The organism is Gammaproteobacteria bacterium (assembly GCA_013696315.1).
Lineage (GTDB): Bacteria > Pseudomonadota > Gammaproteobacteria > JACCYU01 > JACCYU01 > JACCYU01.
Genome location: JACCYU010000008.1, coordinates 24118 through 45210, shown reverse-complemented (window position 1 = coordinate 45210; position 21093 = coordinate 24118). Strand labels below are relative to the sequence as shown.

The following is a 21093-nucleotide window of genomic DNA, read 5'->3' as shown; positions in this document are numbered from 1 at the left end:
TGGCGGAAGCCCATGGTGTTTAATGGATCATGCAGAATTCGTTCGACCACCGCGACAAAGCTGGTGCGGAACCGGGCAGTGACCGATCATTGGATCGAGAAGCCTGGCGGGTGGCTTTTAGCGCTTTCTTATCGAGTCACTACAGCACCTGATAGTCCCAAAGCAACACGTGATGATACCGATACATGCCTGTCTAGCCAAAAACTATACCCGGAAATTCGCATCGCCACCTTGTTGTCCCATCTTCTCGGAAACATCTTTAAAAACAATTTATCTGTCATCGTTAACCAGTCAGTAGGCAGCAATTCGACGTGAAAATCATTGAAATATTGCATAATCAGGTTCTTGGTTAACGACACATCACCTAAACGTTTCATTCTTTCCCTATTGTGAAACAGGTGATAAACCTTGTTTTCCCCAAATGAATCCGCGAAAAATCCTTCACTCGCACCCTTCGTCACCCGTTTAAATTCGTCAGGCACACCCTCGTATTTTATAAAATGGTGTAGCGCGGCATGTCCGATAATAAAATCGATTTCCCCATCTGCGATTGATACGCTGTCCAAGCTCTCGGCTAAAAAACTGCAATTTCCACTCACGCCAATACGGTCGGCCAGATCTCTGGCGGCCGAGCAACCTGCCTCGGAAATATCAACACCGATTACGTTATATCCCTTGCATCCCAGGTACACAGACAGTTCTCCCTGTCCGCATCCAGCATCGAGGATTAATGTATCCGCGGGCGTTAGTCCTTTACGTATGGTTGCGTCTAACAGTTTGCGCGTAGCTAACCCGCGCGCGTAACCCTTGGTGCGTCCCCCCGCGTGAAATGGCGAGAGGTTTGAGCGTTCATACCGCTCAACATAAGCCTGCTTGTCAGCAGAGTTGGCGAGTCTGCTCACTTTTCCCCGATAGAATTGATCGTACCCGCGCTTATCCGTCTTTTCATTGCTTAAAGTAGACATAATTTTTTGACTCAACTTTCCGAAGTAGGCAATTATTTAAAAGACCGTTATCCTCGTCAGATCAATGAACTAATTACATTGCTACAGCGCGATCCATCAACGACGAGTCAGACGCACAATTCATAGGCTCCATTCATTTATATTTCTATCCAGCATTCTCTCGAGATTAGCTGCGCTAGGTGCGAGTTTCTGGCGCAAATTGTCGCGCGTGGCTGCACTCATCTCGGGAAGTTTCTTGGCGTTAAAATTATCAATCCGCCTGGATAATGATGGAAGTCGTACTAAACGATAGAGAGCCTTGTAGCTCAGGTCCAGCAGCTTGGAACGCCCCAATTTACTTGCAGCGGCGTTGATGCGAACATCGAGCAAAGGGGGAACAACGCCCAGATCGATGCCCAGAAACTCATATATTCTCCGGTAGTGCCGCGCTTGATCCGCCATCATTTCCTCAAAGATGACTACTAAAATGTTTTCTTTAGGGAAGAGCGTATAGTAATTGCTCAGTTTACGGTCGTAGAAACCCTCTTCGATCAGTCTCGGCGTGAATTCGAGTTTTTCCTCGAAACTGAGTCTCTTGTTTACATCACCTTCCGGTGCCGCGGCGTACAGATTCCAATAATGAGAATAAGCCCTGTCTATCGGGTTCCTGAGCGACACGATCATCTTGACATCCGGCAACCGGGATTTGATGAGGTGAGGCACTTGAGGCATGTACAGATAGGCCGGCGTGGCTTCTCCGATCGCCTTATATATACCTTGCGCATTTTTCGTCCGGAAAGAAACCCTCGTAGTAATCCCAGCCCTTGTCATAATCGGTATCGAAAAAATGCAACTCTTTTCTGGACGGCATATAGACGTCCGGATGAAATTTGATGTTATTGGCCATCCACGTCGTACCGCAGCGGGATGCCCCGATAATCAAATAATTGGGAAGCATTAGATTGATCCTTTATAAGTCCCGTCCGGAAACCAACGGTCTGACGAAGCGTTACATGCGCGTCTGCGCATTCTGGCATAGCTCGCGGTACCGCTGGTCCAGTTGCGTCGCCAATACTGTGTAGGAACGATGTTGCTCAATGTAACGCCTGCCCCGAACGCCCATGATCCTGGCTTGTTCCGGATCGTTCAGTAGTTCAACGATCGCCGCGGCGAAAGCATGTTCATCATACGTAACGCAAATACCGCCTCCACTCTCCGTAATAACTTTTTTTTGATCGGGGTGATCGTTTACCACCACGGGCTTGCCCATCGCCATGTACTCAACCAGCTTGGTAGGCGATGTTGAGCAAAGAATTGGTGTTGGATAAAATGGCGAGACAGCTACGTCCGCCTGCCCGACATACGCCCAGGCTTCGGCCATGGGGAGGAAACCGGTGAATATTGTTGAATCCTCTATGCCAAGCTCGATGGCGAGTTCTTTCAACTCATTCTCTTCACCCGGCTCGGTCGCCGCGCCGACAAGGCAAAGCTTTGCTCCCGCGACACGACCCACGACTTCCCCGAAAGCCCTGATCAAAAAGTCTATCCTTCGAACTCGATTCAGGGCTCCAAGATACACCACCATCTTGCCACTTTCGCGAGATGAGCTGTTAATCAACGTCTCGCCGTTATAGGGTACGCGTGACAGGGAAACACCCATGGGTACCGGCGTAAGCTTATCCTTGGCAATACCCCATTCCGCCACATCATCTTTCATGCGGTCACTTTGCACGAAAACATGATCAGCGTTAGGCATAATCACTCGGTACAGCAAAAATTTTAAGATCCGGCCCCTTAGGTAAACAACAAGCGGGTAACGTGAAATGCCCTCATGCACCCGATAAAGCATGGCTTCTGGTATGGGGAACGAAAGCCAGTAGAAAAATTTCAGTCGGTAAATCTTCGCCGCCAGTAACGCCATCAGTGCGGCGACAAACTTGTCCTTGACCTGGATGAAATCGTATTTTCCCGTGCGCGCCAGCTTGAACATCTTGAAATCGTTGGCGATATCGTAAACATTCTTCCTGAATTTCGCCATTCTGGACTCACCCTCATCCATTCTGGCTATCCACGCCGTACCACCGCCCAAAGCCATCGTACGCGCTCCAATTTGCGCGTCCTGCGCTTGCAACAGCCAGTCAATTTGATAGCCGCGCGCGACCAGCTCCTCGACAAAAAGGACGGCGACGTCAGGACGATACGGGGGAAACTTATCTTCCGTAATGAACAGAATTTTCACTGTGCTGACTAATGATTCATCGCAACGTAGCCCTCTCCTTACACTTCGAGCAATTCAGCTATTTTTTCGAAATTTTTTATGGAGTAAGTGCTAAATGCGTAATCCTGTGCTTCAAGTCCCATGCGCTGCCGCATTCCCGGCTGATCAATAAGGTCGAGAACATTGTGCTTCAATTGGTCGTAGGTACCAGAACAATAGCCGATATGACGTTCGTCGAGCACATTATCCGGATTGACATTCAGGCTGACGACCGGAACCTGCCGCATCCAGGCTTGTATAAATGTGTTTGGAAAGCCTTCCTGGACACTGGTGTTCACGAAAATGTGGGCGCGCGCTAACACTGAATTGACCTCGTCCTGAGTACAACCGCCTAGATAAGACAAGTTCTCCAGACGCTTAACGTCCTGTAGAAATTTGTCTTGGCGTTCCTCTGGCCACGCACGATCGCCGATCATAGTGAAGCGAACATCGCGCAAGTGAGCCAGATCCCGGGCGAGACGAAGAAAGAGATCTGGCTGTTTCCATGCTTTTAAGTTTGCCACCCAGACCACTTCGATCCCCTCCGGTTTCTCAATTTTTTCCTGCGGTATCGGATGCCCGTTGTCAATTCTGGCCACCGGGACGCGGTTGTAATGGCGCGCGAGCAATGCTTGTTGTTGCGAAGTCTGCACAATAATCTTGCCTACATTCCGAATGCCATATTCTAATGTTTTCTTGTCGAGGTAACGAAACAGCATGTTTTTCGACATCACTCTGTTGAAAGGCTGCACCTCCATCTCGTGGGCCACATGCCAGATCACCTGGCAAGGATTGCGCGCCGCGTGGTAGGCCGCGATGCCCGTATAGCCGCAGCCGACACGCTGGTAAATAATGTCCGGACGGATCCGCGCGAGCAACGTCAAGAGCCTGGGTGCATCGAGAAATTCTCCAAAGCGTCGAATTCCCTTCGCGTCCGCCACCTGAATGATCTTATATCCCTGAGGCACATAATCGGGGCTTACACGACGGGCAAGATAATAAATATCGTAATGTTCCTGTCGAACCAGATGCTCGACCAGGCAGCTGACCTGATACTCCGACCCGCCCATCAGCGCCGCCCAGTGAGCAGGCACCAAAACACATAGTTTTTTCTTGGCGATCACTAGGGAATCTCTGAGCAAGTTGAAGTCTTTGTTATGATCGCTTCGTGCACAAACGAGGATGGCGCGTGATGAAACAGACGACTTTTGCGGGGTTGGCTTACAATGCAAAGAAGAAGCGCACGCGCCGCGAACAGTTTCTCATCGAGATGGAGGCGGTGATGCCGTGGGTCCGGTTGCTGGCGCTGGTCAAGCCACAATATCCGGTGGCGGGTCAGGATCGCTGGCCGCTGGGCTGTGAGCGGATGCTGCGCATTTACTTTATGCAACAGTGGTTCAATCTTTCGGATACAGGTGCTGAGGACGCGCTGTATGACAGTGAGTCGATGCGCCGCTTTGCAGGCCTCGAGCTGGGTGAGGATGCGATTCCGGATGAAAGCTCGATGCTGGGATTTCGTCATCTGCTGGAGCGCCATGCTTTGACCGAGCGGCTGTTCGGCGAGGTGCGCGCGTTGCTTAAGGAGTGCCGCTTGCCGCTGAAGGCGGGCACCATCGTCGATTATGCCACTATCATCAATGCCCCGTCCTCGACCTAGAACGCTAACCGAACGCGCGACCCCGAGATGCGCAGTACCCGCAAGGGTAAGCAATGGTACTTTGGCATGCAGTGGCACATCAGCGCTGACCTGCGCGGCACCGTGCATAGGGTGACCGCTACCGATAGGCCACAAGCCGATATCCACCAACTGCCCGAACTGCTGCATGGGGACGAGACACCGCTGTATGGCGACCGTGCTTAGTGGTGCGAACACCATAGACAGTGTGCCAAACAGGCCGGTGTGCGCTATCGGGTAAATCGCAGGGCCACGTCCGGTCAGCCACTGAGCGCGCATCAAAAAGCCATTAACCAGAGCCGCTCCCGGGAGCGCGCGCTGGGCGAGCACCCCTTCGGTGTGGTCAAGCATCTGTGCAGACTTCGCAAAGTTCGTTATCGGGGCTTGGCCAAGAATCTCGCCCACGGCTACACTTTGTTTGCGCTCGCATGTATCTGCTGCGGCGGCAATTGCTGCCGCGACAGGTAAGCTGCGCCCGGTGAACGCCGAACACACCGTCGCACCGTACGCGTAACCCACTGAGCGCCAGCCCAGCCAAACTCACAGCACCATGTTATCGTCACAATTACCATTAGCGCACCAGATACGCTTACTAGCGTCACTTGATTAGAGAGTCCTTAGTGTGCTGTCCCATTAGCAACTGTCATAACTCAGTTGTCATTCTGGCGCAAGCCGGGATTCAGAAAACCGTCCATGGCGCTAAACAGACCGCTAATTCCTGAGAGGTTGACTGGCAGTGCAAGCAAACACCGCTTTCCATTTCGACAGCAGGTTATCCCATGAGTACGCGTCGATCTGCCGCGCGTCGCGACGTATCATTGGAGGTTCGCCCTGCCCGCTGATAATGCATTTGAGCTGCGGCCGCCAGTCACTTTCAACCGGGACAACAAAACCAGTCCCGGTAAGCCTGACTGCATCGGCAACCGCCGAACGCTCCGGCACGATCGCGATTATAGGTATTCCAGTTAGCATGTAGTGCGGCAACTTGATGCTCATTACCGCACGGCTATTGGGCATATCTGCCAGCAAAAGCAAGAGAAAATCATAGGAAAGCAGTAACCTCAGGCTCTCCTCGTGCGTCGATGGGCCGTGGAAAAAAAGCCCGTCGCCGAGCATACGGGTAAGACCTTCAGCCGTTACATGCTTTGGATAATTGCCATGCACATGCACCTCTACGTTCAGCCCTGACGCCTTGAAATCGCGCAATGTTTCGTGAACTAAAGCGCCCGGCACGCGTGGTGGCTTAAAGAGCGTACCCAGGAACCCAATTCTGACTGTCTTGTGACTCACTTGCCCGGCCCTGATTTCAGTACCGGCCGCCTGAACGCCCAGATCGTCGCTGCAAAAATGGTGGGGTATCGCGATTAATTTGTCAACAGGAACATTAAACTTACTCTCAAGGACGGATTTAGCATATGAGTTGGTTGTTATGTTTAAATCACAGGAAGCCAGAATCCGGCGTTCGAGCCTAAGCAGATTCGCCCTGTACGGTCGCGCTGTTCGTGACAAGTAATTTTCGTCGAAGCTCCATAGGTCCTGCCAGTCCACCAGCCACTTAATTTGCGGAAACCTTTTTTTGAGAGACAGCCCGACGAGACAAACATCGTGTGGCGGCACACAAACCAATAAAGTAACCCTCCGACCTTTCTCGTGATCGTTTTTGATGCGCCTTTTCAATATTTTCTCAATAGGCTTTACATACAACACTCTGTTTGTGGGAAAGTACAACAAGCTGTCAATGATCCGCTTGAGCCTCGGCAATTTCATGAGGCTTAATATGTTAGTCGGATTCGGATAGGCGTTAACCACAATTGCTTCGCAGGCGGCGCCATCGACTTTGGGCGCGATTAACACAATGCAACTGCCGTCGATGTGAAGGCTCACAACTTTCTTGACGCGATCGTTCAAGCCACCGTGGCCGGTAATTACGTATATGGCGTGATTGACCGGCGGCTGCTTGGCGCCCACTTCATCCCGCGAGCCGATTGTGCGCGTATTGACGTCAATGCCCATGCTCATCTCCCCACCAGCTTCTTGAGGGGAAGCTTAACCGAATCGTGCCATTTGTATCTCATGCGGTCGCCCCATTCCAACATTTCGAGGCCGCGCTGGACGTAAACTTCCAGGCCGCTTTCGGTCAACTGCACGCCCTGATGTTTCAGGCGCGCGATCTGAATGAGCATTTGTCGCAGGCGAAACTGAAGTTGCTTCCGCAAAGAGTCATCGTCGTCAATCGCCAGTTCAAGGTGCTTCTCGAATAGCTGCAAGCGACTGTAGTCCGCTCGCAACTGATTATTCCACATCGCACTGTGCCCACGCCGATAATAGGAGACGATTTCTTTTACGTACACAATCGGCCCGAGACGGGCCAGGCGGGCGAAAAAATCGGCATCCGAGCACGCATATTTAAATGCTTCGTCGAACCAGCCCACCCGTTCACCATCCGCGGCGCGAAACAGCGTGGTGTGAGGGACGCCGGGCACTTTGGGCCACAGCACCGCGGCGTGTGCATCTTCGACCAGCCGTGGCTTATCAACTTCATCTAGGTTGCCGGGCATCCATCGCGCACCGGTCAGATTACCTTCGGGGTCGATCAGCGCGTAGTCCCCGACAGCGAATACCGCGGACGGGTGCGCGATGAGCGCATCGTGTAAGCTGGTAATTCGCTGCGGCGCCATAAGATCATCATCGTCCTGAAAGGCAATTAATTCGCCCCTGGCCAGCCTGCATGCGGCGGTTCGCGTTGCAGCTATACCGCGATTTTCCTGCCAGTGATAACGAACCCGGTCCCCGTAACCACGCATCAACTCGTCAGTGCCGTCGGTTGATCCATCGTCGAGCACGACAATCTCCACCGGCCGGTAGGTCTGGTCGAACACGGACTTCATCGTCTGCTCCAGATAGTGCCGCCTGTTGTGGCAGCAGACGACGATCGAGACCAGGGGCTTATCCATTGTACGAGTGCCAGGCGCGGAGATCGATATCTAAGGTGCGTCGGTTTGAGCGCAGGAAAACACGTTACTCACTACACACGCCTCGTTTACGTCCCCGGCAATGGCGTCGAACTGTTCGCGGTGTTCGCGCGACAATTCCGTACGCCAGCGTTCGTCGAGTCGAATGCCAATATCTATTTCGTCGTAAAAGCTCGCATCGTAAAACTTTTTGGCGGCAGCCTGGCGTTCTCGCATGGCGGCCAGATCGGTGCCAAACTTTTCCCGATATTTGTATATCAGCGAGCGCGTGCCGCCGTTTCCCATGACATGATGGTGTTCGTGCTCCCAGTATCGAAGCATGCCTTTCTCATATTCAATTCCAAGGCTTTGGCAAATCGCGCGGACGACATGCTCCGGCTGACTGGCCAGCGCTTCGTAGTGCACTCTGGTTTTCCCATGCGGAAACCGATCGTAGAATGCGTTCATCGTGGTTATTTGCTCCTTCCAGTTCTCGATGACCTTGGTCATTCCCCGCTCTGGATACTTTCTATAGTACGAATTAACGACTCCTCTGCCATCTCTGCACATGTAGATGAGATATGGCTCGATGCGTCGCCACGTGTGCCGCGGCGCCATACGGCGTTTGACCCAGCTTGGATTCTTGCTCGAATCGATCAACACGCGCGTACCGCTCCAGCGGGAAATGAGCTTGTAGGGGTTATAGATGTTTTGCGCAGCCCGCCCCAGAGCTGAGCGTAAGCGGTTCTTTTGCGAGAAATAGATCTTGAGTATGGCCATCCCGGCGCGCCTGTTCCAGAAGTCGCACTCGCGCACGCAAACGCCGCAGATCTTCTGATATTCACCGGCGCGCGCGTCGATCAGGCTTCCCAGCCGGTTTAGCTCACCCAGCGAGAAGCTCTGCGAGTGACTACCGAGCAAGAGATCGAGCAATGTCGAACCGCAATGGCCGGGCCCCATGATAAAAACGACTTTCGTATCCATTTCCTGCCTGAATATCCGTACGTAAACTTAGCGCATCGTTACGTTGCAAAACGTCGGCCTGCAACCACATTGCCTCTCCGGTGGGAAATAATTGCCCCTCCGGTGGGAAATACTCGGGCGGCTACACCTTTAAACTGTTCAGCCCCTGATTATAAAGTACTGCTATGCACGAGGCGATCAGCGCCGGCTTGCTCAGCGATTGCCCAAGCCCCGTTAGCTGCGCCCGATGGTATCCCCAGAATGCATCTCTCTTATTATGATTATGCCGGTCAAGCAGGCTTTGCAGATACTCTGCCGCAAGAAACCTATAGTACGTCTTGCGCAGTTGTTTTAACCGACGCGCGTACTCTTCATCGCTCAAAAAATAGCGTCCGTACTTAACGAAATGCACATAATGCGACGCCTTGTGCGTGTTCAGCTTACGCGCCGCGGTCGTCGCGGCTTCGTTATGCCGGCGGGTGTATGTGAGCACCTGGTGCACAAAACCGAAATCCACGTGCCGCAAAAGATCGAGGCATACCTCACTGTCCGCATGCAGGTTGTCTTCGTTGTAGAATCGCTCCCTGCCGCGCACCAGGTCGGCGCGCAGCATCAGCGAGCTTGGTGAGCCGAACAGGTCCGGCTGCCCGAGCAGTCGCCGGCGGCACAGATCCTTTCCGGAAATAAAGGTCGTCTCGTAGGGTATGACATCCAGATTGACATGATCCTCATCGATGCGATACGCGCTAATGACCCCTACCGTTGGGTGCGCTTCGCCCACTTCAACCATCCGCTCAACACAGTCGGGGAACATCAGGTCGTCGGCGTGCAGCACCTTGCAATAACGGCTCGATGCGCTGATTTGCCGTAGCGCATGATTCCAGTTCTTAAGCATTGGCAAGCAGTGCGGATTTTTCACCACGCGGATACGGGTGTCCAAAGCCGCATAGTGTTCCGCGATTTCTTGGCTGTGGTCGGTGCTGCAATTATCCACTATCACGTATTCCAGCGAAGGGTAAGTCTGCGCAAGCACACTCTCCACGCAAGCGCGCAGATAAGCCTCGCCGTTGAATACGGGCGTGACCACGCTCACCAGCGGGCGCTCAACAATCATGCACCTGTCTCCTTATATGTGTGACGTGGCGTCAGGCAAGCCTTAAAGGCGCCGTGCCAACTAAATGCATGCAATCCCAAGATAAGTTTGCAACTCCGACACGCCGAACAGGCTGGATTCAAGCACGCGGCCTGGCCGTCGATGCTAACGGTACGCGGATATTCCCCAAGCAACAGTGTGGTGACTACTTTTACCCTACATTATAATGAAGACCAATTGCTCATATCAGGTGAAATCGCTCCTTGCCCGGTGCGCGTTACCGCGTGGACGCCGGCAGGGCCACTCCGTTACTTCCTAATTGTGGACTGAAGATGCATAAATGTTGCTGTATCTACCCATCGCGCTCAGTCAAGCGGCTTGCGCTAGCCATTATCGCGGGCATGTTTTGCACTGTGACGATCGTCAGCGCGGATCGTCAGCTTGATGAGTCCAGCGCGGCCACAGACAGCAACGAGGACTGGAAAAAGGAGTGGGCCGTTCCGGACGGTTTTTCCCTCGCCATCGACTCGCAAGGGTATCAATATCCGACCGCTGTCGCGTTCGTGCCGCATCCGGGGGACCGCCCAAAGGACCCACTGTATTTCGTTACGGAACTGCGGGGCACAGTAAAAGTTGTAACCAATGACCGCACCGTAAAAACCTTTGCAACCGGTTTTCTTCAAACCGAATTTGATAATGAGCCTCCGCAGGGCGAGTCGGAAGTCGGCCTGGCGGGGCTTTGCCTGGAACCGAAGCGCGGCTACGTGTATGTGACTTTTGCGTACCAGGACGACGAAAACGTTCTGCGAAACAACGTGATGCGTTTTCACTCAACGCCCGGCACGTTTTCCCTCGAACCCAAGTCACGGGTGGAGTTTACTGAAATCTTTGCGCGCGACGAGTCCGGCCCCTCGCATCAGATCGGGCCGTGCCAAGTGCACGACAATATGCTCTATGTCAGCGTCGGCGATGGCTTTGTATCGCCATTGAACAGCCAGAACATCGATTCCACGCTTGGAAAGATTCTCCGCATGGAACTGGACGGAACACCCGTACCGGACAATCCCTTCTATATTGACGACGATACGACCAAGGCCCGGAATTACGTCTGGGCGTATGGCATGCGAAACCCCTTCAGCCTCGCGATCGTCGACGGTCACGTTGTGGTCACTGAGAACGGACTGGAGAGCGACCGCTTTCTGGAGGTCAGGCAGGGACAGAACTATCTCTGGAACGGCAGCGACGAAAGTATCGCTGCCAATGCCGCGTATGTTTTTCTGGACAGCATGGGGCCTGTACAGATGGATTATTCGGCTACTGCGTCGTTTTTCCCTGACGAGTACGCGGATCAGTTTTTTGTCGCGTCATCGAGCGATTCGGGAGTAATCCGCATAGGCTATGACGTGCTGGACGGGATGCTCGTCAATATGCCAGAACATTTTGTCGCGGCCGCGGAGGGTGAGCAGACTGACCCGGTACTGGGCTTGGCATTCGGGCCGGACGGCCTTTATTTTTCGCCATTGCTGCCGGTCAAGGACAACCAGGGCGCGGTGCTCAAGGTACAGTATGACCCCGCCAAGGCCCATGACCTTACGCTGGCCGAACTGGCGGATCCCGCCGCGCTGGCGGAGGACGGCAAGGAGTTGATGCGTGAGAACGGATGCTTTGGCTGCCACCGGCTTACAGGCGAGTTCGAGCTGGGCGGCACGAACGGACCGGTGCTGAATCGCGGTAGCGGGCCCATGTTCGACCGTATAGACGCGCGGATTCACTCGCCAGACTATCTGCAAGCATTGCGCGCCCTCGATGCGCGCGACGAAGAACCATTTAACCGTTACAAGGACGCAAGGGCGGAGTTGGTGCGAGCGCAAGGGCGTGAACGGATAAAGATCTGGCTGACGTACCACATACTGGAGCCGCGTTTCGACAAGCGCGACTCCACCATGCCGAACATGGGGCTGAACGAGGTCGAGGCCGAGGCCATCGCGCGCTATCTCCTGGGGGAAGACGATGGCGGCGGGCTGAGTCAAACCATCAAGAACATGCTGCCTGAACCGCGCTACCGCTATTTCGCGTTCGCGTTCGTAGCGGGTCTGGCTATCGGATTACCGATATGGCTCGTGCTTTGGATCGTGGGGCGGCTGTGGGCGCGCAGGCGACAAACCTGACGACGGCGCCGGCCCGACGACACCAACTGTGGCCATTAATCCACCGGTTAGAACGCACCTTCATCCAGGCGACGCGCTAAACGATCGGCGAGACGTACAGCCAGCGCCACCACGGTCAAGGTAGGATTGGCGTAGCCGCCGGTCGGAAACACCGAGCTGCCTGCGATGTAAAGATTACTGATACCGTGCACCTTGCAGTCCTCGTCGACCACGCCCATGCGCCGGTCGGTGTGCATGCGGGTGGTGCCCATGTGATGGTAGCCGCCTTTGAGCCGATCAGACGGTAACGTCGGGTGAAGCGGCGTATGAAAACGTCCCAGTCCCGCTGATTCGATTTGTCGCCCGATCAGTTCAAGCGAGCGCGTAATCGCTCGCACGTCATTTTCCGTCACCCGCCAGTCCAGCGCCGCGCGCGGCTGGCCCATTGCGTCGCGATGACGCCAGTCAAGCAATACGCGACTGTCCGGATGCGGCTCCTGTTCAGCCATCACATTGAGCGCAAACACTTCCGGCGGCGCGCTCGTTGCGGCGTGCTGGCCCCGTGGCTGATCCTCGCTTAGACGCCGGTACCGTGAAACCTGATGCCGCAAGGTGCGCATAGCCCCCGCAGGATCTGCCGCCAACTCGCGAAGACGCGAGCGCGCATCGTAGGGCCAGACACGACGCTTAACCGCTGAGAGCATCAGCTCCGCCGCAATTTCACCACCCGTTGGGGTGTCCTGCAATTCCAGGCTACGCAATGTCCCTTTGCGCGGTAGTGCATGGAGGGCAACCACGAAGCCGCGAAGTTGTTCGCGGCGCGCCGTCGGCTCTGCTATCGCAAGTCGCCCCTCCACCCACGTAGATCCGGATTTTCTCAACTGGTAGCGAGCCGCCTTTTCGAACACATCGGCATGTGACGGAACCAGAACGCCCGCCAGCAGGTGCGGATGCTCCATAAAATATCGGCCGACAAGATCATGATCGTTGCCGAGGCCACCCCTAGCAACTTCATCGGACATCAACAATAATCGCGCGTTATCTATGCCACCGCACGCCAGCACAACAATCTTTGCGGCAACACTAATGGTTCGCCCGGTCAAGGTGCCGACTCGCACGCCAGTTACGCTTTGGGTATCATTGCGTGCTTCGACCCGTGTAACCGTACCGTTTACCAGCACGGTCACGCCCGCGTTGCTAATCGCGGAGATCGTATCCTCGCCCCACCAGACTCCGGCGGGTCCAATCTGGAACATTGCCGTCTGCACCGTCTCACGGTCAAGCGGCAATGGCCACGCCCCGTCCCGGCGCGCACACTCATCCGGACTGGGCGGACTCGGTTCGATATTGCACAGCGCCGCCGCCCTGGCGTAATACGGTTCCAGATGGGCGAAATCGATTGGCCAGCCACTATTGGGCAGCCAGTCGCGCGCCTCGAAGTCGATGGGTTCGAGCGGCCGCAATCGTACCCCAGCCGCGCCATTGTCCGTGGGTATATTCCACCTGGTGCCGGACCCACCCAACCCGCGACCACGCGCGTCATCGAGCCGAAAATAATCCAGTCCGATGTTGCGTCCGTAGCTCAGATCGCGGACCGAAGAATCCTGCTCCGGCTCCAGCCCCCCGCTCTCGATCACGCAGATTCTGGGGCCATGGCCGGCGAGCGTGCGCGCGAGCGTCAGCCCCGCAGGCCCGGCGCCGACAATGCAAAGGTCCGCCTCAATCTGATCGTTGTCCGGCAAGGAGCGCGCGTCGATTATCATGGCTATATCTTTAGTACAATAGTTTTTTCCGGCAAGCATGAATCGACGTATTGAACACGGCAATCGAGCGAAACTACTGCGCTCGTACAAGGGTTCAGTTACGCATCGGATTCGGTCGCTCGGTTAAAGGTCCGTCATTTGTGGGGTTCCTGCGCCAAGCGCGCTTGACGCAGCAAGCGCGCTTGTTTTCCTCAAGACTTGTCGGCCGGCGTACGCTTGCCGATAACGCGCGCGGGCATTCCGACCGCGATGGCGTCGGCCGGCACGTCACGGGTGACGACCGCGCCCGCGCCGATCATCGCACCGTTACCGATACGCACGCCGTCCAGAACAATGACCCCAAAGCCCAGCCAGACATCGTCGCCGATGACGATTCCTCCTTTTGTGCGCAACGGCTGTCTGCGCATTAGCTCGCCGGCCTCCATGCCGTGACTGTGTGTATAAAACCCGCAATTCGACGCGATTTGCACGTGGTTGCCAATGGTAAGCCAGCCTTTTTGTGCGGATACATAGCACCTCGGCTGGATGTGCGTATCAGTGCCGATCTCAACGCGGCCACCCTCGCCCACCTGAATTACGGTGTCCTGATGGATCGCGACGCGATCTCCTATGTGCACTTCGCCTGCGTCCGCTTCATAAATGGTTACACGATCACCGACAAAAATGTGGTCGCCCGTGGTTAGATGACGACAACTGATCACGGCGGACGGAGAGTAATACCCCTGAGCATTCAACCGAGCGAGATAACGCCGACCCTTATATGGGCGGGCGAATAAGCCGGCCAACCGAGTGGCGATGCGACCCGTCGGGCCTCGTCCGGCAAACAACATCCAGAAACCAGACCAGGGAAAGCGCTTGAGCTGTCGAAACGACCCACCGGACATCGTGGGTGGCGCGTGTCTAGTCATATAAAAAAATCCGAACGAAACAATCAGAATTCAATGTGGCGCGCCGAAGCATCACAAGCTGCGCTAACACAGTAAAGGCATTCGTTTCTCGTAGTTATAAGCCGTCCACGCCGCTCGCGGCTAATCCTTCCGCTATCCGCCAATGGAGGTCCCGAAAGTCGAACTATTGCAAGCGGCACGATAAGCAATTGTATATGGCCGTCGGCACTTTATGTGCGTCGATTGGCGTTAGCCTGTCCGGAAACCATACACTAACGCGCTACAGCATCAGGTCGTCCGCAATAAAACGTAGCGACTTTGGTCAGGACCATCAACGATCGTCCTGATCGCATTACACGATTGCTTACACGTACCTCGCAAGCCGCTAAAGCGTAAACATATTTCTTTAGATTACAAGACGGAAATTACGATGCGCAATAAAGTGGAGCGGGCCCCAATTCAGAACGCGGCTGATCGCCATGCCGGTGAGATCCGCGGTCGGAGTTGGCGCCATAGCGTAATGCTGCCGGCAACCGTGGCCGTCTTGATGCTCGTTGCTTGCGGTGGCGGGGGTGGAAGCGAGCCACCACCCGGCGGCGGGGGCGAGCCGCCGCCGCCTCCCACCAATAATGCACCGGTAGCGCTGGAAGGTTGCTCAACCACGCCGCAATCCACCGTAACGGGATTGCGAGGTTTCTTGCGCGCCACCGACAGCGATTCCAACGCTAACGAACTGACTTTCAGCCTCGATCCCAATGCTTCGATGGTTACCGGCCCGATACAAACCGACAAAGGTACAGTAGAGATTCTCGATGTAACGACGGGCGAGTTTATTTACACGCCGAACACCCTCGGACCGCGCGGGCTGGATACGTTTCAGTTCCGGGTGGACGATCCCGAGAGCTTCGCGCTTGGCGTTGAAACCGTGATTATCAATCCGGCGATCATGCCATTGGGGGACTCAATTACACTCGGCACTTTCGCGGGCGAGATTCCGCCTTTGGAGACAAGAGTGGGTTATCGCAGAAAGCTATTCGATGGTCTGACCAACAATGGTTTCATGGTGGATTTTGTGGGCGGCGAGTCGAATGGCGAGGCCGCAATCCCACCGGTCGGAGATCCGCAGCATGAGGGACACGGTGGATTCACCGCGCTACAGATCGCTCAAAATGTTCGCTTCTGGCTAATGTTGAATCCCGCCGACATCGTGCTGTTGCACGCGGGCACTAACACGATTAACAGCGATAACTTCGATGCCGTCACACGCGCCGGCCATGTAGAACAAATCCTTGATGAGATCGATCAATGGGAGCTCGACACAAGTACTCCGGTCAGCGTTTATGTGGCAAAAATCATTGATCGCAGTAACCCGGACGGCACCTTCCAGAACGCGCGCGTGATTGAATATAATCAGGCATTAGAAAACCTGGTAGCCAGCCGACCTGACGACGACATTGAGATCGTTGACCAGTACAGCGCGCTGGATTACTCATGTGCGGATGGCAGCTGCGATATGGTGCCGCAGGGAAATACCGCTCAATATATTCATCCCTCACAGGCAGGCTATGACAAGATGGCGTCCACCTGGCTCAACTCCGGTTTGCTCACCTCCGATAAACTCGCCAGATGCCAATAGCGCTGATCTGTCGCGGTGCGCGATAACACAGCTTTAGGGCTAACCCGTTCACACTGAGTTTCACGCCCCCCACTTGCGCCGGAAGCCGGTGAGTTCCTCTTCTGTGTAAAAATGTCGCGCGAGCATTGAGTCGTATATTTAATAAGGTATGCTTGCGGCAGAATCAGCTTTTGCTTGAATGCTTTGTACGCGGCAAAGTAGTTCTTGTCATCCGCCACATTGGCCTGCACAAGCCTGAAGTTCTCGATGTCCAGAAACTCCTTGAAAGCGGGTTCAGCGGACGTGTTTATGCTCTCCAGTCTCAATACCAGGGCATCCACATTTGTTCCCCGATAAGTGGTGTAACCTTTCGAGGCCAAGAAAGGCGTTGCAAAGACGTCGATGCCGAAAGTGGACTTCAGCTCGATGTCGAACCAGCCAAGTGGCGCATCGTGCCCGTAATTTTCAAGGAAGATTTCGATCGCGTCTTCGACCTGCAATTGCCCGGTCTCATATCTCGAAAAAAACCGCGGAATAAAATAGTCAATGATCTGGAAAAAGCTAGACACATTCATTGCGATCGGGTCCCTGACCAGCGTGATTACTTTCCATCGCTGTCCGAACGCGCCTCGCTTGATCCGTTTGCTTAAATATTGACTGGCGAACAGATGACTTGCTCTGCGCAGTTCCATCGGCGAACCGTTCCTGAACATCTTCTCGTATTTTCGCCGCCGGTCCCTGATGCGCTCGGATATCAACGTATGCACATGATAAATTGGCCGCTTGAGATCGAGAGCATGCAACGAAGCAACCACGGTAGAGGAACCCACCTTGCCCATCTGGTAAACCACAACCGGGTGGTCGCCGCGAAAGTCGGCGAGCATATATCCCCAGTTCAGGTACATTTTGGCCAGATAATAGTTTTTGCTGGCCAGTTCGCGAATGATATCTCGGACCACGCCTTTCTATATTCCTCAAATGCTCTATTTTCGTTTGCTTCGTTGACTGGACGAGACGCAAGCTTATGCGACCACTCAACTTGTGCCAGTTCAATTTGTTGCAGGAGCAGGTCTGTCTGGTCCGGATTGAAATGATCTCTAACCAAAAAGTTGGCGCGGCCGCTGGCCGTGACCGCCTCGGAAACCAGCAATCGTAGCGTCCGATTCACACGGGCCAAACGCCTTGCATTTGTTGTCCGACGATAACATGAGGTAATCGGCGCCTAGATTGGAAGTCACCTGGTACGCGAGACCACTACCGCCTCGCACACTCAGCGGCTCCAGGTTCACATGCTGTTCACCCAGGCATGGGTATAGTAACGTTGTCACCAGCACGGACTCGGCAGGCCCGATGCGATGAATCAACGTAGGCGAAGGAATTTTGTGCCCATTCCAGCCGTCGGCGAACCATCCTTGGATTGGGTTTTCGGAACCGACAACTGTTTTTGAATGGATGTCCAGGGTGGACGCATTGACGAGATACAGACGCGCCTTTTTACGCTTGCTGGCGAGGCACGTGCGCCGCGAGTCCGCGGACAAGACCTCGACTTCCGGCGAAGTGTTAAAAATCAGCTCGTAGTCCTGTAATCCTGCCATTGACTGAAGCTCATCGATAATCAGCCAGTAGTCCGGCTTGACGAACAGCACGCGGCGTGTGTGATTTACATCGCGAATTGTGCCAGCCCCGGGCGGACGCTGAAAAGCGTAGGCGCCGTAGCCGTCGCTGTAGATGCCTTGCGCGTAATCAAAATTATCACTGCTGACCCAGATTCCTTGTTGATCCGTGGTTCTGGCCGGGTCCAGATTGCCGCGTTCCCAGCGACGGACCTGGCTCAAGCCCGCCACCGTAACGGTGTTGTGCGCGCGCGAGCTTATGAAATAGGCTCTATAAGGATCGACTGTATTATAGGCATAACATCCCGGGTCGATGAGAAAAGACTGCCCGTAGGCATGCACCTCAATACTGAGCTTGTCCTCGTGGCCATGGTAGCCGGAGAACGGACCTGCGTCGAACAAGAGATAGCGCGCATCGTCCGACCAGTCACTGCGCATGATGTAGAGCCCGGCATTTGGGAACGCACAGGAAGTATTGTCAGGCTTTTGACCGCAACGCCCATTGGTCGCTATGTACACGAAGTCCGGGCGGTCGAGCGCACGGCCTGCAGCCGCAAGTTTTTTGCGCTGCACGTGATCTTCCCCCATGAAACCATCATCCAGGCGAGGCCAGTTGCCATCCGGACGCAACACGTAGGCCAGGGCCGCATACAGTTTCGTAACCGAGTCATCAAGATCAGCGCCGGACATGTTCACACCGTGCTCCCGCAGCAGCGCACGTGTCGCATCAAATTCGTCGGCCACCAGCCATTGATAGGCAATGGACATCTCCACACTGGTGCCATCTTCGTTAACGTGATTTCTTAATTCTTCCCCCAAACGATCTGTGGCTGTGCAAAGCCAGTGGCTCGCCTGCCGGAATTCTGGAAAATATATGCTCAGGTAAGCCAGCCCGTTACTTTCACGTAGCACATGATTGAGTCGTGTCTTGAAAGTGCATAAATATTGTGCGTGATCGTAAACGGACCGCAGCATATTCAGCTTGGTCTCGTCCGTGAACGCACGCGATCGACAAAACGCTGCAAACGCGGCCGGCCAGATCGCGGCACGCATGCCGACGCCCATCAACGTCCACGCAACATTTGCCTCGTCCTTACGCACCGGTGGCGAATTGGAAGATATCCAGTCCGCCATTAGATTCACAAACGTCCTGGCGTATTTCTCGTCACCGGTTCTCTCATAGGCGCCCGCCACGATCGCCAGCCACCGGTGCCGGTGCAGGTCTCGGGTCCATCGCGCCATTGGGTCCGGCGTCGGGTTGTGCATCCAGTCGACTTTATCGCCCAGCCAGATACGCGCGTTGCCAAATCGATGCGCCGTTATGTCGTCTGCCTGAGCAAGCAACTCCTCGGCGGTCAATGACCCGGCGTCGGTAAATCGGCTCGGAAAAATCGGCCAGGCGGGGACGGCCCTGTCATCGTAATGCCGCAACAGCGCTTGCCTCGCAGCCTCCAAATCGCCGCGCTCTAGCGGGCCTGCGACAGAGTCGAGATTGAACTCCTGTAGAAACTGCTGCTCGGACAGCGAGAATGCGGATTTAAAACTGGAGGAGGTGGCGCGCTGAGCCAAACGGTGAAGCTGTATCCAGACACGGCGGCCGGCGCTTACTGCTATTTTTCCTGGATTTATCATCGCGGGGAAGTGACTTATCCGGCACCCAGGTGCCGGACTATACGAGTCGGAGAGTCGGAACAGGCGTCAGCCGCTCGGCAAAAAGTTGCAACCTGTGTTGTCATGAAGCTACGTAACATTCACAAGGGGACCGCGGCAGAGCATGCCCGCCCCAAATAGGCATTGTCCCGCATTCAAACGGCGGCGTTCTTTCGTTCCTTATCCGAAAGATAATCCGTTTCCCACGGCCAATGTGGCCTAATGACGCCGCCAAGGTTGGCTGCGAATCCGGATTTATCTGACTCCTCTTTGACTCCTTCCACAACTTGAATTCCAACAGCCTCGCGCATATAAAAATGCCTTAATTTACTGCGCAAGTTTTTGATGACTGGCGTAATATAGAGAAGGCCTTCGTTAAGCAGATCACTAGGAATTCGAACGCGACTTATGTATCGCCCAACGGGCCGAGGGCGGTTGTGCCAGCCTGAATCTCTATCGATGCTGGTGCAAATCTTTACCCCCACTTCATTAAATATGTTGCAGTAGGTTGCGAAATCGTGGCCGCCTTCCAGTACTTCATACTCCATCTCGATCACTATAGGTTTGTGGATATCGACCCACCGCCTTATCTGCCCGTCTTCTGATTTAATACGGACGCCAACTACGCGCACAACCTGGTCGCCTGGCGCCGTGCCAAGATCTGGCCACACTTTTTCCGGTGACAATCCGGCGCCCGAGCTCATGTAATGACTAACGACGTCATGCGCCGGACCATCCATCGAAACACGACCGTCTTCCAGCAGGATTACGCGTCCGCAAAGACGTGTAATGGCGTTCATATTGTGTGAAACAAACAATACGGTTCGTCCCTGCTGACCTACGTCCTGCATTTTATCCAGACATTTGCGCTGAAAGTCCGCGTCACCGACCGCCAAAACCTCGTCAATGATCAAAATCTCGGGTTCAAGATGAGCGGAGACAGCGAACGCCAGGCGCACGCGCATGCCGCTCGAATAGCGCTTTACAGGCGTATCCAGAAACTTTTCAACGCCTGAGAATTCGACGATTTGATCGAACTTGCGGTCAACCTCACGCTTGCGCATACCGAGAATGGTGCCATTGAGGTAAACATTCTCCCGTCCCGTAAGCTCATTATGAAACCCAGTCCCAACTTCGAGCAGGCTGCTTATCCGCCCTTTTAGCCGAACCTCTCCGACGGTGGGAGGCGTGATCTTCGACAGGATCTTCAACAGCGTGGATTTACCGGCCCCGTTGCGACCGATAACACCGACCACTTCTCCTTCATGCACGTTGAATGAGATATTTTTTAGTGGCCAGATGACGTCGTCAGAGTCTTCATCCATTTTTTCCGGGCTGATATCGCTGAAATCATACAGAGACCGATATTGCCGATAATTTCTTAGCGGGCTCTTAACGAAGTCAACCAGCGCCGAGGCCAGATTTTCATGGCGCTCTTCCTTGAGTCCGATGCGATAGCGTTTGCAAAGCCCTTTGACTTCTATCGCGAAATTATTTGCATTCATAAAGTAGATCCCCTCTTGGCGCCATCAGAC

At 54.5% G+C, this 21093-nt stretch carries 16 protein-coding genes and 1 pseudogene; 3 read left to right on the top strand and 14 right to left on the bottom strand.

Annotated elements, in window-relative coordinates; all coding sequences use genetic code 11:
• Positions 1 to 128 precede the first annotated feature (128 nt).
• The 5 genes from H0V34_00580 to H0V34_00560 all read right to left on the bottom strand — a co-directional run bounded on the left by H0V34_00580 (position 129) and on the right by H0V34_00560 (position 4325).
• Entirely contained in the window at positions 129 to 980 is an 852-nt protein-coding gene (locus tag H0V34_00580) for a class I SAM-dependent methyltransferase (protein ID MBA2490246.1), read from the bottom strand.
• A gap of 105 nt (positions 981 to 1085) precedes the next feature.
• A complete protein-coding gene (locus H0V34_00575; GenBank protein MBA2490245.1) occupies positions 1086 to 1628 on the bottom strand; it encodes a sulfotransferase in 543 nt (180 codons plus the stop codon).
• A gap of 82 nt (positions 1629 to 1710) precedes the next feature.
• On the bottom strand, positions 1711 to 1902 hold the full coding sequence (locus H0V34_00570) for a hypothetical protein (GenBank protein ID MBA2490244.1): 192 nt from the start codon (positions 1900 to 1902) through the stop codon (positions 1711 to 1713).
• 51 nt (positions 1903 to 1953) lie between these two features.
• Entirely contained in the window at positions 1954 to 3183 is a 1230-nt protein-coding gene (locus H0V34_00565) for a glycosyltransferase family 4 protein (GenBank protein ID MBA2490243.1), read from the bottom strand.
• A 38-nt stretch (positions 3184 to 3221) separates the two neighbouring features.
• Positions 3222 to 4325, bottom strand: coding sequence for a glycosyltransferase (locus H0V34_00560; GenBank protein MBA2490242.1), 1104 nt, complete (start codon positions 4323 to 4325; stop codon positions 3222 to 3224).
• 68 nt (positions 4326 to 4393) lie between these two features.
• Between H0V34_00560 and H0V34_00555 the strand changes: the two are divergent.
• Positions 4394 to 5344: pseudogene (locus H0V34_00555) on the top strand (IS5 family transposase).
• Between the two features lie 243 nt (positions 5345 to 5587).
• Here H0V34_00555 and H0V34_00550 read toward each other — a convergent pair.
• The 4 genes from H0V34_00550 to H0V34_00535 all read right to left on the bottom strand — a co-directional run bounded on the left by H0V34_00550 (position 5588) and on the right by H0V34_00535 (position 9904).
• Positions 5588 to 6889, bottom strand: coding sequence for a hypothetical protein (locus tag H0V34_00550; GenBank protein ID MBA2490241.1), 1302 nt, complete (start codon positions 6887 to 6889; stop codon positions 5588 to 5590).
• A 2-nt stretch (positions 6890 to 6891) separates the two neighbouring features.
• Positions 6892 to 7830, bottom strand: coding sequence for a glycosyltransferase (locus tag H0V34_00545; GenBank protein MBA2490240.1), 939 nt, complete (start codon positions 7828 to 7830; stop codon positions 6892 to 6894).
• Between the two features lie 30 nt (positions 7831 to 7860).
• A complete protein-coding gene (locus H0V34_00540) occupies positions 7861 to 8811 on the bottom strand; it encodes a sulfotransferase (GenBank protein ID MBA2490239.1) in 951 nt (316 codons plus the stop codon).
• A 121-nt stretch (positions 8812 to 8932) separates the two neighbouring features.
• The gene (locus tag H0V34_00535) at positions 8933 to 9904 is read right to left on the bottom strand and encodes a glycosyltransferase family 2 protein (protein MBA2490238.1); all 972 of its coding nucleotides are present in this window, start codon (positions 9902 to 9904) and stop codon (positions 8933 to 8935) included.
• A gap of 392 nt (positions 9905 to 10296) precedes the next feature.
• On the opposite strand from H0V34_00535, the gene H0V34_00530 reads away from it, so the two are divergent.
• Positions 10297 to 12051, top strand: a complete 1755-nt coding sequence (locus H0V34_00530; GenBank protein MBA2490237.1) for a PQQ-dependent sugar dehydrogenase — start codon at positions 10297 to 10299, stop codon at positions 12049 to 12051.
• A 47-nt stretch (positions 12052 to 12098) separates the two neighbouring features.
• On the opposite strand, the gene H0V34_00525 is transcribed toward H0V34_00530, so the two are convergent.
• Both H0V34_00525 and H0V34_00520 read right to left on the bottom strand, forming a co-directional pair.
• On the bottom strand, positions 12099 to 13793 hold the full coding sequence (locus H0V34_00525) for a GMC family oxidoreductase (GenBank protein MBA2490236.1): 1695 nt from the start codon (positions 13791 to 13793) through the stop codon (positions 12099 to 12101).
• A gap of 191 nt (positions 13794 to 13984) precedes the next feature.
• Positions 13985 to 14623, bottom strand: a complete 639-nt coding sequence (locus H0V34_00520) for an acyltransferase (GenBank protein MBA2490235.1) — start codon at positions 14621 to 14623, stop codon at positions 13985 to 13987.
• Between the two features lie 577 nt (positions 14624 to 15200).
• Here H0V34_00520 and H0V34_00515 point away from each other — a divergent pair.
• Entirely contained in the window at positions 15201 to 16316 is a 1116-nt protein-coding gene (locus H0V34_00515) for a hypothetical protein (protein ID MBA2490234.1), read from the top strand.
• Here the strand turns inward: H0V34_00515 and H0V34_00510 are convergent.
• The 3 genes from H0V34_00510 to H0V34_00500 form a co-directional block, all read right to left on the bottom strand.
• Positions 16244 to 17254, bottom strand: coding sequence for a hypothetical protein (locus H0V34_00510; GenBank protein ID MBA2490233.1), 1011 nt, complete (start codon positions 17252 to 17254; stop codon positions 16244 to 16246). The two genes, H0V34_00515 and H0V34_00510, sit on opposite strands and share 73 nt — an antisense overlap.
• Before the next feature lie 138 nt (positions 17255 to 17392).
• A complete protein-coding gene (locus H0V34_00505; GenBank protein MBA2490232.1) occupies positions 17393 to 19477 on the bottom strand; it encodes an alginate lyase family protein in 2085 nt (694 codons plus the stop codon).
• A gap of 236 nt (positions 19478 to 19713) precedes the next feature.
• Positions 19714 to 21063, bottom strand: a complete 1350-nt coding sequence (locus tag H0V34_00500; protein MBA2490231.1) for an ATP-binding cassette domain-containing protein — start codon at positions 21061 to 21063, stop codon at positions 19714 to 19716.
• Positions 21064 to 21093: the final 30 nt, after the last annotated feature.

Coding starts and splice junctions, on each gene's coding strand:
- H0V34_00545 (MBA2490240.1), bottom strand. CDS start 7,830: ATGGATAAGCCCCTGGTCTCGATCGTCGTCTGCTGCCACAACAGGCGG.
- H0V34_00525 (MBA2490236.1), bottom strand. CDS start 13,793: ATGATAATCGACGCGCGCTCCTTGCCGGACAACGATCAGATTGAGGCG.
- H0V34_00500 (MBA2490231.1), bottom strand. CDS start 21,063: ATGAATGCAAATAATTTCGCGATAGAAGTCAAAGGGCTTTGCAAACGC.
- H0V34_00515 (MBA2490234.1), top strand. CDS start 15,201: ATGCTGCCGGCAACCGTGGCCGTCTTGATGCTCGTTGCTTGCGGTGGC.
- H0V34_00540 (MBA2490239.1), bottom strand. CDS start 8,811: ATGGATACGAAAGTCGTTTTTATCATGGGGCCCGGCCATTGCGGTTCG.
- H0V34_00520 (MBA2490235.1), bottom strand. CDS start 14,623: ATGTTGTTTGCCGGACGAGGCCCGACGGGTCGCATCGCCACTCGGTTG.
- H0V34_00575 (MBA2490245.1), bottom strand. CDS start 1,628: ATGATCGTGTCGCTCAGGAACCCGATAGACAGGGCTTATTCTCATTAT.
- H0V34_00570 (MBA2490244.1), bottom strand. CDS start 1,902: ATGCTTCCCAATTATTTGATTATCGGGGCATCCCGCTGCGGTACGACG.
- H0V34_00550 (MBA2490241.1), bottom strand. CDS start 6,889: ATGGGCATTGACGTCAATACGCGCACAATCGGCTCGCGGGATGAAGTG.
- H0V34_00535 (MBA2490238.1), bottom strand. CDS start 9,904: ATGATTGTTGAGCGCCCGCTGGTGAGCGTGGTCACGCCCGTATTCAAC.